Source organism: uncultured Polaribacter sp. (genome assembly GCF_947503875.1).
GTDB lineage: Bacteria > Bacteroidota > Bacteroidia > Flavobacteriales > Flavobacteriaceae > Polaribacter.
In genome coordinates, this window is record NZ_CANNFH010000007.1 from 163,445 (window position 1) to 180,810 (window position 17,366).

Here is a 17,366-nt window from a genome sequence, read left to right on the forward strand (position 1 = left end):
CAATAATGAAAAATATTTTACTATTTCTTTTAATTTGCCCCACTCTTCTAATAGCACAAAAAACTACTATTCTAAAAGGTACAGTTAAAAACACCTCTAAAATTCCCATAGAAAATGTATCTGTTAAATTTGGAAAAACTGGTACCATAACAGATAAAAATGGAAATTATAGCTTAAGAATTCCGCTTAAAAAAGAAGTTACTTTAGTTTTTAGACACATTTCTTATCATACGTTTACTCATAAAATTACTGCCAAAAGCAGGAGTTTAATGCGCTACTCTCCTACACTAATTTCAAAATCGGAAAGTCTGGAGGAAATTGTTATAAAAAATAGAGAAAAAGAGGCACAGGGCATTACCACTATAGATGCTTTAAAAGCAAGAACAATTATTGGTGCAAATGCAGGTGTAGAAAACATACTAATGACCTTGCCTGGTGTAAATAATAACAATGAACTTAGTACCCAATATAATGTAAGAGGTGGTAATTTTGATGAAAATTTGGTTTATGTAAACGGAATTGAAATTTACAGGCCTTTTTTAATAAGATCTGGGCAACAAGAAGGTTTAAGTTTTGTAAACGCAAATATGGTGCAAAATATTAATTTTTCTGCGGGTGGTTTTCAAGCCAAGTATGGCGATAGATTATCGTCTGTTTTAGATATTACTTATAGAAAACCAAAAGAAACAGCCACTTCAATAGATTTTAGTTTGCTTGGTGGTAGTGCTACTTTTGAAACCAATGCACTTGATAAAAAACTAAGTGTAATTACCAGTTTACGTTATAGAGACAACAGTTTGTTTGTAAATAGCAAACAAATAGAAACCAATTTTAGACCTCGTTTTACAGATTTACAATCGTTTGTTACTTATGATTTCTCTGAACGTTTTTCTTTAAATTATTTGAGTAATTTTTCTATGAATAATTACGATTATCAACCTGTAAGCAGACGAACACGTTTTGGAACAATTGCAGATCCTGTAGAGTTGGTTGTGTTTTATAATGGTAAAGAAGAAAATAATTATTTAACGTTGTTTAATGCCTTATCTGGTAATTACAAAGTGAATGAAAATTTTACATTAACCACTACTGTTTCTAGCTACAACACCCAAGAAGAAGAGTATTTTGATATTGCTGCTTCTTATAATATAGGTGCTGTTGATGCCAATATTGGTTCAGAAAACTTTGGCGAAGTTGGTTTTTCTGAAGGAATTGGATCACAACTAAATCATGCTAGAAACGATTTAGATGCACTAATAAACAATGTACAAATAAGAGGATCTATTAAAAACGACAAACAACAGTGGAATTTTGGCGTAAAATATCAAAATGAAGACATTAGAGAACGTATTAGAGAATGGGAAGTTATCGATTCTTTAGGTTTTTCTGTAAGACCTCCAGGTACTCCTGGCAACAATCAACCTTTTACACCTTTTGATGGTGCTATTATACCTTTTCAAAGCATTAGAGAAGACAATCGTGTAAATATTAATAGAGTAGCTGCTTTTTTACAATTTAACGAACGTTTGTTTCTTGGTGAGAATGAAGTATGGTATAATATTGGTGTGAGAGCACAAAACTTTTTAGTTAGTTCTGGTGGAAAATCCTCTAAAAACACAACGATTATAAGTCCTAGAGCACAATTTGCCATAAAACCAAATTGGACTAAAGATATGCTGTTTCGTATTTCTGGAGGTTGGTACTTGCAACCACCAAATTACAGAGAGTTAAAAGATTTTAACGGAAAAATAAATGTAGATGTAAAAGCACAAAAATCCATTCACCTTGTAACTGGTATGGATTATAGTTTTGATTTATGGGAAAGGCCTTTTAAGCTTACCACAGAAGCATATTATAAAGATTTAATAGATGTAAATTCGTACTCTGTAGATAATGTAAGAATTAGATATAGAGCAGACAACCTTACAAAAGCCTATGCTTATGGTTTTGATGCTAGGCTAAATGGAGAGTTTGTACCTGGTAGTGAAAGCTGGGTGAGTTTTGGCTATTTAAAAACCGAAGAAAATATTGATGGTAGAGGTTATATTGCAAGACCTTCTGATCAAAGATTAAAATTTGCCATCTTGTTTCAAGATTATGTACCCAATTTACCTAACCTAAAAGCTTATTTAAACTTAGTGTACAATACTGGCGTTCCTGGTGGCGCGCCTGCCTATGCAGATGTTTATGATTTTCAGGCACGTTTAAGAGATTATAGACGTGCAGATTTGGGTGTTTCTTATGTATTTACAGATGCAAACAAACAATATGAAAATGGTTGGCTGGCAAATTTTAAAGAACTTACAGCTGGTTTAGAGCTTTTTAACATGTTTGATATTCAAAATGCAATTACCAATACTTGGGTGAGAGATGTAAATTCTAAAAATCAATTTGGCATCCCAAATTTTATGACGGGCAGAGTTTTAAACTTTAAAGTTGCTATGCAATTTTAAATAAATAAAGACTATCAAGAAATCTTATAATTTAACGCGAGTTCGATATAACTACAACAGTTATACTTATTATAATTAGTTATTTGTCATTTCGAACGAAACGAAGTGTAGTTGAGAAATCTCGTATTTAATTAGAGATTTTTCCATTTTCAAACGAAATGAGATAAATTTTAAATAGTAACTGACAAACAAACAATATTTTTTAAATCGAACTCACGTTAATTTAGATATTATTCTAAAATCTGTGCTGTATGGGCTTTGGTTTTTACCTTAGCAATAATAGCTTCAATTACGCCCTTTTCATCAATAACAAAAGTAGTTCTATGAATACCATCATATTCTTTGCCCATAAATTTCTTTGGTCCCCAAACACCAAAAGCTTCAATAACAGCTTTGTCTTCATCCGCTAAAAGCGGAAAAGGCAACTCGTTTTTATTTATAAAATTTTGTTGTCTTTTTGCCGAGTCTGCACTAACCCCTAAAACATCATATCCTTTAGCTAAAAAAGATTGATAATTGTCTCTTAAATCACAGGCTTCTGCTGTGCAACCTGGTGTACTTGCCTTTGGGTAAAAAAATAACACTAGTTTTTTACCTGAATAATCTGCCAGTTTTATGGTGTTTCCTGCGTTATCTTTTGCTTCAAATTGTGGAGCCTTATCTCCTATTTTTAGTGTTGTCATTGTTTTAACTTTTAAGTTTATAAAACGGAAAGTTAAAAAGTAAAATTCATTCTAAAAACTTTTTAGTTTACTATCTATAAAACTTTAGAAACTTTTAACTTTACAATTTTAGAATCTAAATTATGACGAAACAACAAAAAGTACAATTTGTAATTGATAAATTAGAAGAATTGTATCCAGAAATTCCTATTCCTTTAGATCATAAAGATCCGTATACCTTATTAATAGCTGTCTTATTATCTGCACAATGTACAGATGTTCGGGTAAATCAAATTACACCTTTATTATTCGCTAAAGCGGATAACCCTTTTGATATGGTTAAAATGACGGTAGAAGAAATTAAGGATATAATAAGACCTTGTGGTTTATCGCCCATGAAAAGCAAAGGCATTTATGGCTTATCTAAAATTTTAATCGAAAAATACAATGGGGAAGTTCCGCAATCTTTTGAAGGTTTAGAGGAATTGCCTGCAGTTGGTCATAAAACGGCGAGTGTTGTTATGAGTCAGGCTTTTGGTGTACCTGCCTTTCCTGTAGATACCCATATTCAGCGTTTAATGTTTCGTTGGAATTTATCTAACGGAAAAAGCGTTGCACAAACCGAAAAGGATGCAAAACGTTTGTTTCCCAAAGAATTATGGAATGATTTGCATCTGCAAATAATTTGGTATGGTAGAGAATATTCACCTGCAAGAGGTTGGAATTTAGAAAATGATATTATTACCAAAACAGTTGGTAGAAAAACAGTTATCAATGATTATTATAAGGGTAAGAAATAGATTTTACTCAAAGATTTACAGAAAAAGTATAAAGTAATACATAACAGTGTCCCTTACCTAGCCTGTATTGAGCGCAGTCGAAATAGGAAGGTTAAGGTGGAAACAGAGCATAAAAAAAGCCTCAACTTTCGTTGAGACTTTTTCCACTTTTAATTCAAATTCAACTCAATGAAATCTTTTGATTTGGTTTTTACAACAGCTAACGATTTGGAAAAATTAATCAAAAATTGAATTGTTTCTTTTTGGGGTTGCATCTGCTTAGCAGATAATTTTTTAGAGTAAAGTTGCATCATATATACTTTTTTAAAATGTTGGTTTCTAAAAGTATAACGCTACTTATTTCTATTTATTATTAGTTCACCAAAATTATATTGTGTTTCTCTATTAACTTACGCATATTAATTAATGCATAACGCATTCTACCTAAAGCTGTATTTATGCTAACACCAGTATTCTCGCTTATTTCTTTAAAACTCATATCTTTATACATACGCATTACCAAAACCTCTTTTTGTTCTTCTGGCAACTCATTTACAAGTTCTCTAACATCATCATAAATCTGTTCTTGTATAATTTGTTTTTCGGCATTTAAATTTCCATCGCCTAAAACAGAAAAAATATCAAATTCATCTGTATTTCTAAACTTTGGCATTCTATTATTCTTTCTAAAATAATCAATTACCAAATTGTGTGCTATACGCATTACCCAAGGTAAAAACTTACCTTCCTCATTATAGCTCCCTTTTTTTAGCGTTCTAATTACTTTAATAAAAGTATCTTGAAAAATATCTTCTGTAATATTTTTGTCCTGCACCTTACTGTATATAAAACTAAATAAACGTTGCTGGTGTCTATTAATTAAAACGGCTAAAGAAGCCTCTTTACCTTTAATATATTCACTTACTAAAAGACTATCTTTATTCTTGTTATCACGCATAATAATTACTTTAAGGATAAGCAAGATTGCTTATCGTTTATTATTTTTTAATAATTCTAAAAGTAATTTTAATCTATATGCGCCTAATTTTGTGAGGATTAATAATGCCAAAGATGTATAATATTTTCTAAAATCACAAATATTTAACAAAAAAAGATTTTTACAACTTCTAAAATGCGTGTTTTTTTTGGTAATTTTATCGCTTATTTTTTTGATATATGAAGAGAGACATTTCGCAAGTAAATCCTAAGGAAAACATTATTATTAAAGGTGCAAAATTGCACAACTTAAAAAATATAGATGTTGTAATTCCAAGAAATAAATTAGTAGTAATTACTGGGCTTTCTGGCTCTGGTAAATCTTCTTTGGCTTTTGATACGCTTTATGCAGAAGGACAAAGACGTTACGTAGAAAGTTTAAGTTCTTATGCGCGCCAATTTTTGGGTAAATTAGACAAACCAAAGGTAGATTATATTAAAGGTATTGCCCCAGCAATTGCCATAGAACAAAAAGTAAACTCAACAAACCCAAGATCTACAGTTGGTACAAGCACAGAAATTTACGATTATATAAAATTATTATTTGCTAGAATTGGCAAAACCTACTCGCCTATTTCTGGAGACGAAGTAAAAAAAGATACAGTTACAGATGTTGTAAAATTCATTCAAAAATTTGAAGAAAAAACCAAACTTTTACTGCTTGCACCAATAACTATTGATGAAAACAGAGATTTAAAAACCGTTTTACAAGTTTTAGAACAACAAGGCTACGCACGTTTAAAATGGAATGATAAAGTACACAGAATTCCGAATTTTCCACAAGAGGAGTTTAAAAATGAACCTTTATATTTAGTTGTAGATAGAATTGTAACTAAAAATGATGAAGACTTTTACAATAGATTAGCAGATGCTATACAAACTGCTTTCTTTGAAGGAAAAGGAATTTGTTTTGTAGAAAATTTGGCAGACAATAAAGTATCTGAATTTAGCAATAAATTCGATTTAGATGGCATGTCTTTCTTAGAACCAAACACCCATTTGTTTAGTTTTAACAATCCTTATGGTGCTTGCCCAACTTGCGAAGGTTATGGAAACGTAATTGGTATAGATGCAGATTTAGTTATACCAAATACAGGTTTATCTATTATGGAAGACGCAATTTTTCCGTTTAAAACACCTTCTTACGTTCATTATAAAGAAGCGTTAATAGATGTTGCATATCAATTTGATATTCCAATACACAAACCTTGGTTTCAGCTTACAGAAAAACAAAAAGATTTGGTTTGGTCTGGTAATCAAGCTTTTTACGGAATAAATCACTTTTTTACCGTTTTAGAAGAAAAAAGCTATAAAATTCAGAATAGAGTTATGCTTTCTCGCTATCGTGGAAAAACAAAATGCACCACTTGTAACGGCAAACGTTTGCGAGAAGAAACCAATTACGTAAAAATTAATAACAAAAACATATCTGATTTAGTAGCATTGCCTTTAGATGAACTTTCTGTATTCTTTAAAAATTTAAAGCTAGACAAATACCAAGAAAAAATAGGAAAACGTTTACTTACAGAAATTAACAATAGATTGCAATTTTTAACCAATGTTGGTCTAAATTATTTAACCATCAACAGAACTTCTAACACACTTTCTGGTGGTGAAAGTCAGCGTATAAACTTAGCCACTTCTTTAGGCAGTTCTTTGGTAGGTTCTATGTATATTTTAGATGAACCAAGTATAGGTTTACACCCAAAAGATACAGAACGTTTAATTGGCGTGCTAAAAGATTTAAGAGATTTAGGCAATACAGTTGTTGTGGTAGAGCATGATGAAGACATTATGAAAGAAGCCGACTATATTATAGATATTGGTCCAGAAGCTGGTACTTTTGGTGGTAACGTAGTGGCTGAAGGAGATTTTGCAGCAATTCTAAAATCAGAATCTTTAACTGCAAAATACCTTAATGAAGATTTAAAAATTGAAGTACCCAAAAAACGTAGAACTTCAAAAAATAAAATTGAAATTTTAGGCGCAAGAGAACACAACTTGCAAAATATAGATGTAACCTTTCCTTTAAATTGTTTAAGTGTAATTACAGGTGTTTCTGGTTCTGGAAAAAGTACATTGGTAAAGAAAATTTTATACCCAACAATGCAAAAAAAATTAGTGGGTTATGGAGATAAAATTGGCCAGCATACAGCTGTAAAAGGAGATTTTAACACTTTAAAAAACATAGAATTTATAGACCAAAATCCAATTGGGCGTTCTTCACGTTCAAATCCCGTTACTTATATTAAGGCTTATGACGATATTCGTGCGTTGTTTTCCAATCAAAAATTAGCAAAAGTTAGAAACTACAAACCCAAACATTTTTCTTTTAATGTAGAAGGCGGGCGCTGTGAAACCTGCAAAGGAGAAGGCGAAGTAACTATAGAAATGCAATTTATGGCAGACGTGCATTTAGAATGTGACGTTTGTAACGGAAAACGCTTTAAAAAAGAGGTATTAGAAGTAAAATTTTACGAAAAAACCATAGACGATATTTTAAATTTAACTATAGATGATGCCGTTGCTTTTTTCAAAGAAAATTTAGTAACTAAAATTGCTAAAAAACTACAACCTTTGCAAGACGTTGGTTTGGGCTATGTTACTTTAGGGCAGTCATCTTCTACCCTTTCTGGTGGTGAGGCACAACGTATAAAATTGGCATCATTTTTAGTAAAAGGTACCACAAAAGACAAAACACTATTTATTTTTGATGAACCCACAACAGGTTTGCATTTTCACGATATTAAAAAGCTATTGGCAAGTTTTAATGCACTTATAGAACGCGGGCATTCTATAATTGTAATAGAGCATAATATAGAATTAATTAAGTGTGCAGATTATATTATAGACCTTGGTTTAGAAGGTGGTAAAAATGGCGGAAGTTTACTTTTTCAGGGTACTCCAGAAGATTTGGCAAAAAATAAAAAATCGTATACCTCTAAATATTTGGCAGAGAAATTAGTGCTTTAATTTTTTTTGAAGCTATTTCCTGCTTTCACCACTCGCTTTGCACAAAAAAGTGCAAGAGCTCAAACAAATGGTTCAATCAGGGCTAAACTCGTTTGCTAACTATATTACAAATAGCAAGTAAACCCAATTTTAAAAACCAATTTCACTAATCCCTCAAAGGGTTCAAAACCCTTTGAGGGATAAAATAAAACCCAACTATGAACTAACAATTTTTTATGTAAACGCATACATCAGATAAAATAATACGGTAAAAAACAACTTACAATTTTAAAAATAAAGTGAGTTCCATTTAAAAAAAACACTATTTGCTAACAATTACAACTTCTAATATTAAAAATCAATGTCATTTCAACTTTATAGGGAATTCTCAAACTAAGTAAGAAATTTCTCAAGTACACTGAGTTACGTTTGAAATTGCAGAAATCAACAAATTTTTAGCTACATAGAAAACATAAACTATAATAGTTATATAGAATTCAGGTTAAACTACGAATTCTAATTGATACTTCACGAATTCTAATACAGGGCAAATTTAACTTTTTTTCCGTTTTACTTTTACAGTGTATTAACACCTAAAAAAGTAAAAATTATGAAAACATTTGTAAAAACCACCACATTTTTAGTAGCAAGTATTTTAACTACTTCCCTATTTATCAGTTGCAATTCTTCCGAAGAAAAAACACCAAAAACTCCAAAAGTTATTGTACAAAACACAATACCCATTCCCAAAAAAGTGGCAGCCAAAGTTTATCAAAAACCAATTGTATTTATTGCTGGCTTTGATAAGGGTACTGAAAATTTTTATGCAAATGCCAGAACATATTTTAAAGAAAAAGGATTAAAAGTAATTGATGGCCAATATTCTTTAGAAGAAATAATTTTATGGTTAAATAAAAACGGAAAGTCAAATCCATTTGGCGAAATTCATATTGTAAACAAGAGCAACCCTTACAAAGGCATGAATTTAGAAACTACAATTCATGGTAATAAAATAACTGCAGAAACTTTAAGAAGAACAATTACACAAGGAACTTTACCAACACTAGAAAACGTTGTAAATAACAATTCTAAAATAATATTTCATGCCTCTGGATTGATAGAAAATTTAGAATTGCTAAGAACATTAAAAGATGCTTTTCATGCCAAAGAAAATCCAAAAGTAGTGGCATCTCCTTATCATACTATTTTTGGCGGCAAATTTTCTAATCACTATTTAGCAAAACCTTTTTATGTATTTTATCCCACTGCAAATTCACCTGGTATCACAGATTTGTCTAAAGAAATTGCAAAAAAATACCCAGAAGAAACAGAAATAAATTGGTATGATGCTTTAAATAATAGTGAAGAAAGATATGTTGGAGAAGCATTTACCACACAATTCTCCATACCAATTAAATGGGAATTCGATTTTCATAACACAGATAATGAAATGCCAAATTTTAAAATTTCTGAAGAAGTTATGGATTGGATAGAACAAGATGATTTGTTAATGGCAGAGTTGGAAAAATACAAGATTCCTGTGGAAAAATTTAGATGGAATTGGAAAGCAAAAGGGAGCAAATTAACCATTAGAGGCAGGGCTACAGGACTGTGCGTACTTAAACCGTTAATTAAACCTTATGGCGATTTAAAGCATGTAAAGCCAGACACCAACAATAAACGTTTGTATGCTTTAAAATAAAGTGTAGATTAAAATATTGTAAGTAAATAAACGTCGTTACCTAAAAACTCTGTGTAATGGCGTTTTAATTAGTAAGTTTGTTTTTATGAAATTAATTTTAAAAAATTTCTTAGCAGTTGTTGCAAATTTTCTTTTAAATTTTAAAAGAAGTTTGTCTACAATACTTATGCTGCATTGTTTGCATTCAGCAGCCCAAGAAAATACTTTTAAAAAAATAACTGGGTCTAAAAACTTTAAGATACATACAATTACACAAGATGACTACAATAATATTTGGCTAGCCACCAATAAAGGCTTAGTTAAGTATGATGGAATTGCATTAAAAAATTACGATTTTAAAATCGGGAATTCTTCGCAAGAAGTACAAACCTTATTCAGTAAAAATGATTCTTTATTTATTGGAAAAAATAAAAGCATAAACTTAAAAACAAAAGACACACTTTTAACTTTTGAATCCAAAAGTGTACAGAAAATAGTAGAGCATAACAATCAGTATTATTTTGCTACAAACCAAGGTGTTTGGCATTTTAGAGGCGATTATTTGCAACCTTTAAAAACCAAATACAATTTAGATTTTTCTTTAATAAATGATATTTTATTTTACGATAACAGCTTTATAGTAGCGAGTAATAGTGGCCTTTGGAAATTAGATGCGCTTATAAAACCCAAAAAGATTACAAAGCTAAGTTCTGGCGAATTTTCTTCACTTTTAAAAATAGAAAACAAATTATTTGTACTTAAAAATAAAAATGAAATTTTAGAAGTAAAAGAAGATCATAAGCTCGACTTAAAATACATTTTAAATGAAATAAATACGATTAAAAATATTGATGATAAAATTTATGTAATTTCTAAAAACAACGGAATTGATGTTTTAAATGCAACCACTTTTATTTTTGAAAAAAGACTAAATAAGTACAATAGTAATTTAAACTCTAATACTATTTACACTGCTTTTCAAGATAGCGAAAAAAATGTATTTATTGCTTCAAATACTGGCTTATACCTTAAAAAAAATACAAGTATAACAGCATATACAAAGCTACAAATAGCAGATATAAGCATTAATTATACTCCTTTAAATAAAAGTATTCAAACAAATAGCAACAATGCTTTGCAGCTAAATCGAGATCAAAATAACATTGCTTTTTTATTGCAAAGTATTTCAATTTGCAACCCAAAAAGTATTGTTTATAGGCATCAATTAAACAACGGTGAATTTTCTCCTTGGAGCACTCAAAATCAAATTAATTTTGCAAATTTAGAAAGTGGCAAGTATACTTTTATCGCGCAAAGCAAATTTATAAACAGTAATAAAATAACTTCAGAAAAATTTCATTTTTCAATAGATAAACCCATCTATAAAAAAGTTTGGTTTATTACCCTTTGTATTGTTTTATTCTGTTTAGTTGCCGCTAGTTTACTAGAAATTTATATTCGTAAGCTTAAAAAGAAAAATGAACAAAAAGTTACCGCCTTAAAATTAGAAAACCATCTCTTGTCTTTAGAGCAAAAAGCATTGCAATTACAAATGAATCCGCATTTTATTTTTAATGTGTTAAATGGTATAAAAGCATTAGGTAATACCAACAATAAAAAAGAGTTAAACAGTACTATTTCTCAGTTTGCAGTGCTTTTAAGAAGTGTTTTAAACAATTCTAATTTAGCAGAAATTAGTTTAAAAGAAGAAATAAATACGCTTAAAAACTATTTGTTTTTAGAGCAAAAAATGAATACAAATGCCTTTGAATTTAGCATTACAGAAAACTTAAATAGTATAGATGCAGAAGAAATTTTAATTCCGCCAATGTTAATACAGCCTTTTGTTGAAAACGCTGTAAAACATGGAATTTCTAAAATCCAAAAAAAGGGAGAAATCGAAATTAGTTTTAAAGTAAATCATCGTTTTTTAGAATGTTGCATTACAGATAACGGAATTGGTATTTATGAATCTCAAAAAAACAAATCACATAAAAGCCATAATTCCTTGGCTTTAAAAATAACTAAAGAAAGAATTAAAAACCTGAATAAGTACGCTAATTTTACAATTAAAGAATTGAAAAACAAAACTGAAGTTAAAGGCACTTCTATTCAGTTTAAAATACCTTTAAAAACAGATTTTTAAACAAAATGAAAAAAAGAAAGTTTATAAAGAAGTCGCTTTTAAGTGCCACAGGACTTTTCTTAGCAACCGGAATTTACTCTTGGCAAGTAGAACCTTTTTGGTTAGAGTTTGTAAAAAAAATATGCCTATTAAGATTTTACCTGAGCATCTTGTTGGTAAAACACTCATGCAAATTAGCGACATACATGTGGGAAACAGGTTTAATTATCAATTTATAATTGATTCTTTTAAAAAAGCAAAGCTGTATAAACCAGGTTTTGTAATGTATACAGGAGATTATGTTTCTTACGAAGATGAGCAACAATTTAAGCAATTACAAGAGGTAATGCAAAAGCCTGTTTTAGGTAATTTAGGTACTTTTGGCATTCTTGGAAATCATGATTATGGGATAAATTGGTACCAACAAGAAGTTGCCGATCAGATTAATACCATTTTAGAAGATTCTGGAGTTACAATGCTCAACAATCAACAAAAAGAAAATAGTGGTTTATATATTACCGGTTTAGACGATTATTGGGGATTAAATTTTAACCCTAAAAAAGTGCTTTCAGAAATGAATCATAATAAAGCAAACTTAATACTATGTGATAATCCAGATTTTTGTGATTTAGATGTTTGGGGCAAATATTCTGGTTGGATTTTATCTGGTCACACAAATGGAGGCCAAGTAAAACCACCTTTTTTAAAACCACCTGTATTGCCTGTAAAAAACAAGCGATATACTGCTGGAGAAATTCCATTAAAAAAAGGCCGTACACTTTATATAAACAGCGCTTTAGGTAACTCTCGTCAAATTCGTTTTAATGTAAGACCAGAAATTACTTTATTTACACTAAAAAAAGCATAAAAAATGAACAAAACAACAGCCATTTTAGTAGAAGATAATCCTTTAGCATTAGAAATGCTAGAAAATGATATAAGCACTAATCACAAAGATTTAACGCTGGTTGGCAAAGCAAAATCTGTTGTTGAAGCCGCAAAATTACTAAGAACAATAACACCTGACATTTTATTTTTAGATATAATGTTGGGAGACGGAACAGGATTTGATATTTTAGAAATTTTCCCCGATTTAACTTCTAAAATTATTTTTGTTACAGCAAGCGATGCTTATGCTATTAAAGCTTTTAAGTTTGCAGCAATAGATTATATTTTAAAACCATATACAGACAAAGATTTGGCAAATGCAATTGCCAAAGCATTTTCTCAAATTCAACCAAAAAACGAACAATTAAGTGTTTTAAAGCAAGCGATTACTGCTCCAAATTCTAGTTTAGAAAAAATATCTTTACATACCACAGAAAAAATAATTGTGGCTAATATTATCGATATCATTCGCTGTAAATCTGATAATAATTATACTACTTTCTTTTTTAAAGATAGCTCTAAAATACTAGTTTCTAAAACCTTAAAGTTTTACGCAGATTTATTAAAAGAAGTTGGCTTTATTAGAGTGCATCAAAGTCATTTAATCAACACAAAGTATATTAAAGAATTTATAAAATCTGATGGTGGTTATTTAATGCTTACCGATAATTCTAATGTGCCTGTTTCAGTAAGAAAAAGAACAGAAGTTTTAGAGGTTTTGAATTCTTTTTGATGCTAATTTGTGGGAACTACGAATTCATTGGTTTTCATTTTGCACACATTATAAATTTGATAATAAATAACAAGGTGTGAGCTACAGTATGGGACTTCTCACTACATTCGAAGTGACAATTTGAGTTTTAATCCAAATTTCGGATACAAAAAAAGTCTTTCTATTTCTAGAAAGACTCTTGTTTTGGGTGGAAGACGGGACTCGAACCCGCGACACTCGGTACCACAAACCGATACTCTAACCAACTGAGCTACAACCACCATATAATTGCGGATGCAAATATAAATGTTTTTTCTATTTTAACACAATAAAAAATTAAATTAATTTATCTAAATTTTCTACAGCTACGTAACGTTCTGTGGTAAAAGCTTCTGCATGCTCTGCTCCTATTAATCTGCCTAAATCTCTTGCTCTATAATTTATGCTATCTGTAAAGTTTTTACTAGTTATTGGCGTTTCTGGCTCCTTACTTTTTGGGTCGTAAAACTGAGAAGTATATGCCATAACTGCTTTTTCTTTAATTTCCATAAAACCAGTTACATCAACCACAAAATTAGGCTCAATATTTTTCCATTGTATGTAATGGTAGACTTGCTTAGGTCTCCATTTTTCTTGAAGTTTCCCATCTAATTTTGTTTCAATTTTTAAAAGTCCGCTTAAAAAACAAGCATCAGAAACCAATTTACTCCCTTTACCATGATCTATATGCCTGTCATCAATTGCATTACACAAAACAATTTCTGGCCTATATTTACGAATCATTTTTATAATTTCTAGTTGATGTTTTTCATCATTAATAAAAAAACCATCTCTAAATTTTAAGTTTTCGCGCGCTACAACGCCAAGAATTTTACCTGCATTTGTAGCTTCAATAAATCTTAATTCCGCAGAACCTCTTGTGCCTAATTCACCTTGAGTTAAATCTACAATACCTACTTTTTTACCCAAAGAAACTTCTTTGGCTATAGTTGCACCACAACCCAACTCCACATCATCTGGATGCGCACCAAAAGCTAAAATATCTAATTTCATTATTATATTGTTTTTTTTATGGCTTGCTCAATATCTTTAATTAAGTCGTTAGCATCTTCAATACCTACAGAAAAACGTATTAATCCATCTTTGATACCTCTTTCTAAACGTTGTTCTTCTGTTAATAGTGCATGTGTGGTTTGGGCCGGAGAAACTGTTGTACTCTCTAAACCTGCTAAACTCATAGAAGGTTTTATCAATTGTAAATTGTTTTGAAAAGCCATAGCATCTATTCCTTCTTTTAACTCAAAAGATAACATGGCTCCAAAACCTTTCATTTGCCTTTTTGCCAATTCATAATCAGCATGACTTTTTAAACCCGGATAATAAACACGATCTATATTTGCGTTTTTCTCTAGGTATTCTGCCATTTTTTGGGCATTTTTAGTTTGTTCTTTTACCCTTAAGTTTAAGGTTTTTAAACTACGCTCTAATAACCATACAGTTTGGTCGCTTAAATTTCCACCAAAATTAATAGCAGTTTTCCATATTTGCGCAATATGTTCTTTAGTGGCCGCAATAGCACCAGCAGAAATGTCTGAATGGCCACCCATATATTTGGTAGCAGAATGCAGCACAATATCAATACCAAAATCTGCAGGATTCTGATTTATTGGACTTGCGAATGTATTATCAATCATAGAAATGCAGTGATTGGCCTTTGCCAAATTTGCAATTGCTTGCATATCTGTAATTCCTAATAATGGATTAGAAGGAGATTCTATATAAATTATTTTGGTATTTTCTTTAACCAAAGGTATAAAATCTTCAATATTATCAGATTCTGTGAATGAATATTCTATGCCATACTTTTCAAATTCTTGTACAATAAAATTATAGGTTCCTCCATAAATTACTTGCTGTATAATTACATGATCTCCTGTTTTTAAGAAAGCAAAAAGAGCGGCAGAAATTGCTGCCATACCAGAGCCAAAAATTAAACCGTCTTCAGTATTTTCTAATGCTGCAATTTTTTCACACAACATTTCTTGGTTTGGCGTATTAAAATAACGCGGATAACGTTTCACATCAACTCCATCAAAAGCATAAGAAGTAGACATGTATAAAGGAGAAACTGCTCCTTTAAATTGCACATCTTTAACTTCTCCTGTATGCACGCAAATTGTATTTATACCTAGTTTGTTCGTTTCTTTCATAATCTTCTATTTCTCTTGGCTAAATTAACAATTCTTAAATAATTTTTTCTTAAAATTGTAATATCTTCGTTGTAATGATATCTGTATTAATAATTGGCAATGGAAATGTAGCCACGCATCTAAATAATGTTTTTTTAAATGCTGATACTATTACTGTTACAAAAATAAAATCTAGAAATTTAATAAATGTTCCCAGTGCAGATATAACTATTTTAGCGGTTTCAGATGATGCAATTTCTGAAGTATCCTCAAAAATTAACAATACTTTAGTTGTACACACTTCTGGTGCTTGCAGTATTACTGAATTAAAAAACACTACTAGAAAAGGTGTTTTTTACATGTTGCAGTCGTTTTCTAAGGACAAAGAAGTAAATTTTTCTGAAATTCCGATTTGCTTAGAAGCAGAAAATGAAAAAGATTACCATCTTTTAGAAACAATTGCACAAGCTATAGGAACTAAAATTTTTAAAATTAATTCTGAACAAAGAAAAACCATACATGTAGCAGCCGTTTTTGTAAATAATTTTACCAACCATTTATTTAAAATCGGGAATGATATTTGCAAAACAAACCATGTACCTTTTGATATTTTACAGCCTTTGATAAAAGAAACTGTACTAAAAATAGAAACATTAACACCAAGTGAAGCACAAACAGGACCTGCAATTAGAAACGATGAGCAAACCATAAAAAATCATTTGGACTTACTAAATAAAAATCAACAAGAAATTTATAGCATTTTAACAAAGTCAATTCAAAATGCTAATAATTAAATTTCAAACAAACTAACAATAGCACCTTTAGCGCAGTTTAAAGGTGTTTTTTTAATAAAAATATGGAAATTAGTTACAAGCAATTATTACCAAAAATAAACACTTTTATATTTGATGTAGATGGTGTTTTAACCAACGGAATGTTAACAATTATGCCAGATGGCGAATTGGTAAGGCACATGAATGTAAAAGACGGTTATGCCTTAAAAAACGCGCTAAACAAAGGGTTTAGAGTTTGTATAATTTCTGGAGGAACAAATGAAGCCGTAAAAAAACGCCTAATGGCTTTAGGTATAGAAGACGTATTTTTAGGTGCACATGACAAAATAAAACAGTATAAAGAATTGTTAGAAAAATATAATTTAGATCCTGAAAATATTTTATACATGGGAGATGATGTACCAGATTACCCTGTAATGAAATTAGTAGGTTTACCAGCTTGCCCAAATGATGCAGTTAGAGAAATTCAACAAGTTTCTAAATACATTTCAGATAAAAAAGGAGGAGATGGTTGTGTGAGAGATGTTATAGAACAAGTATTAAGAGTACAGCAAAAATGGGAAGAAAACTTTGATGCAAGTCTGTAAAAAAAATCACTTTTTATTTATCACAAAAACAAATTTAAGACATGAAAAAAATAGCAGTATTAATTTTTATAGTAGGTTTTACCTTTTCAATTAATGCACAAACTATTTTTGGTAAATGGAATTCTAAAAATGATGATACAGGAGAGGTAGATTCTGTAATAGAAGTCTATAAAAAAAATGGAAAGGCCTTTGCCAAAGTTATAGAAATTAAAGATAAAATCAGACAAGATGCTGTATGTACTTTATGCGAAGGTGAAAATAAAGGCAAAAAAATATTAGGTTTAGATATTTTAACAGGCTTAGAAAAAGATGGTGAAGAATGGTCTGGAGGTACTATTTTAGATCCTAGAAATGGGAAAGTTTACAAATGTTATATTCTATTAGAAAACACGAATAAACTAAAATTACGCGGTTATATTGGTTTTTCTATGTTTGGTAAAACTGCTTATTGGGATAGAGCTGAGTAGTTTTTGGTTGATGGTTGATGGTTGATGGTTGATGGTTGATGGTTGATGGTTGATGGTTGATGGTTGATGGTTGATGGTTGA

General features: G+C 30.3%; 14 protein-coding genes and 1 tRNA gene. 10 read left to right on the forward strand and 5 right to left on the reverse strand.

What is annotated here, in order from left to right; genetic code table 11:
- Positions 1-5: 5 nt before the first annotated feature.
- Entirely contained in the window at positions 6-2,453 is a 2,448-nt protein-coding gene (locus Q0684_RS12320; RefSeq protein WP_299017227.1) for a carboxypeptidase-like regulatory domain-containing protein, read from the forward strand.
- A 230-nt stretch (positions 2,454-2,683) separates the two neighbouring features.
- Here the strand turns inward: Q0684_RS12320 and bcp are convergent, their stop codons facing one another.
- Complete coding sequence (gene bcp / locus Q0684_RS12325; RefSeq protein ID WP_299017229.1) at positions 2,684-3,136, reverse strand: thioredoxin-dependent thiol peroxidase; 453 nt, start codon at positions 3,134-3,136, stop codon at positions 2,684-2,686.
- Between the two features lie 122 nt (positions 3,137-3,258).
- On the opposite strand from bcp, the gene nth reads away from it, so the two are divergent.
- Entirely contained in the window at positions 3,259-3,915 is a 657-nt protein-coding gene (gene nth, locus Q0684_RS12330; RefSeq protein ID WP_299017233.1) for an endonuclease III, read from the forward strand.
- Between the two features lie 352 nt (positions 3,916-4,267).
- Here nth and Q0684_RS12335 read toward each other — a convergent pair whose 3' ends face one another.
- On the reverse strand, positions 4,268-4,852 hold the full coding sequence (locus tag Q0684_RS12335; protein WP_299017236.1) for a sigma-70 family RNA polymerase sigma factor: 585 nt from the start codon (positions 4,850-4,852) through the stop codon (positions 4,268-4,270).
- A gap of 218 nt (positions 4,853-5,070) precedes the next feature.
- Here Q0684_RS12335 and uvrA point away from each other — a divergent pair, with 218 nt between their 5' ends.
- The 5 genes from uvrA (at position 5,071) to Q0684_RS12360 (ending at position 13,269) form a co-directional block, all read left to right on the forward strand.
- Complete coding sequence (gene uvrA, locus Q0684_RS12340) at positions 5,071-7,863, forward strand: excinuclease ABC subunit UvrA (RefSeq protein WP_299017239.1); 2,793 nt, start codon at positions 5,071-5,073, stop codon at positions 7,861-7,863.
- Between the two features lie 589 nt (positions 7,864-8,452).
- Complete coding sequence (locus tag Q0684_RS12345; protein WP_299017242.1) at positions 8,453-9,544, forward strand: hypothetical protein; 1,092 nt, start codon at positions 8,453-8,455, stop codon at positions 9,542-9,544.
- Positions 9,545-9,629: 85 nt separating this feature from the next.
- A complete protein-coding gene (locus Q0684_RS12350; protein WP_299017244.1) occupies positions 9,630-11,669 on the forward strand; it encodes a histidine kinase in 2,040 nt (679 codons plus the stop codon).
- Positions 11,670-11,790: 121 nt separating this feature from the next.
- Positions 11,791-12,516, forward strand: a complete 726-nt coding sequence (locus tag Q0684_RS12355) for a metallophosphoesterase (protein WP_366140212.1) — start codon at positions 11,791-11,793, stop codon at positions 12,514-12,516.
- 3 nt (positions 12,517-12,519) lie between these two features.
- Complete coding sequence (locus Q0684_RS12360) at positions 12,520-13,269, forward strand: LytTR family DNA-binding domain-containing protein (protein WP_299017247.1); 750 nt, start codon at positions 12,520-12,522, stop codon at positions 13,267-13,269.
- A gap of 185 nt (positions 13,270-13,454) precedes the next feature.
- Here Q0684_RS12360 and Q0684_RS12365 read toward each other — a convergent pair.
- From Q0684_RS12365 to Q0684_RS12375, 3 genes are all read right to left on the reverse strand, one after another.
- A tRNA-His gene (locus Q0684_RS12365) sits at positions 13,455-13,530 on the reverse strand.
- A gap of 54 nt (positions 13,531-13,584) precedes the next feature.
- Positions 13,585-14,301 carry a bacillithiol biosynthesis deacetylase BshB1 gene (gene bshB1 / locus Q0684_RS12370; RefSeq protein ID WP_299017250.1) on the reverse strand — a complete coding sequence of 239 codons (717 nt, stop codon included), beginning with the start codon at positions 14,299-14,301 and terminating at the stop codon, positions 13,585-13,587.
- Between the two features lie 2 nt (positions 14,302-14,303).
- Complete coding sequence (locus tag Q0684_RS12375) at positions 14,304-15,458, reverse strand: PLP-dependent aspartate aminotransferase family protein (RefSeq protein WP_299017253.1); 1,155 nt, start codon at positions 15,456-15,458, stop codon at positions 14,304-14,306.
- 74 nt (positions 15,459-15,532) lie between these two features.
- On the opposite strand from Q0684_RS12375, the gene Q0684_RS12380 reads away from it, so the two are divergent.
- The 3 genes from Q0684_RS12380 (at position 15,533) to Q0684_RS12390 (ending at position 17,285) form a co-directional block, all read left to right on the forward strand.
- On the forward strand, positions 15,533-16,231 hold the full coding sequence (locus tag Q0684_RS12380; RefSeq protein WP_299017256.1) for a DUF2520 domain-containing protein: 699 nt from the start codon (positions 15,533-15,535) through the stop codon (positions 16,229-16,231).
- A gap of 62 nt (positions 16,232-16,293) precedes the next feature.
- On the forward strand, positions 16,294-16,818 hold the full coding sequence (locus tag Q0684_RS12385; RefSeq protein ID WP_299017259.1) for an HAD-IIIA family hydrolase: 525 nt from the start codon (positions 16,294-16,296) through the stop codon (positions 16,816-16,818).
- A gap of 41 nt (positions 16,819-16,859) precedes the next feature.
- On the forward strand, positions 16,860-17,285 hold the full coding sequence (locus Q0684_RS12390) for a DUF2147 domain-containing protein (RefSeq protein WP_299017262.1): 426 nt from the start codon (positions 16,860-16,862) through the stop codon (positions 17,283-17,285).
- Positions 17,286-17,366 lie beyond the last annotated feature (81 nt).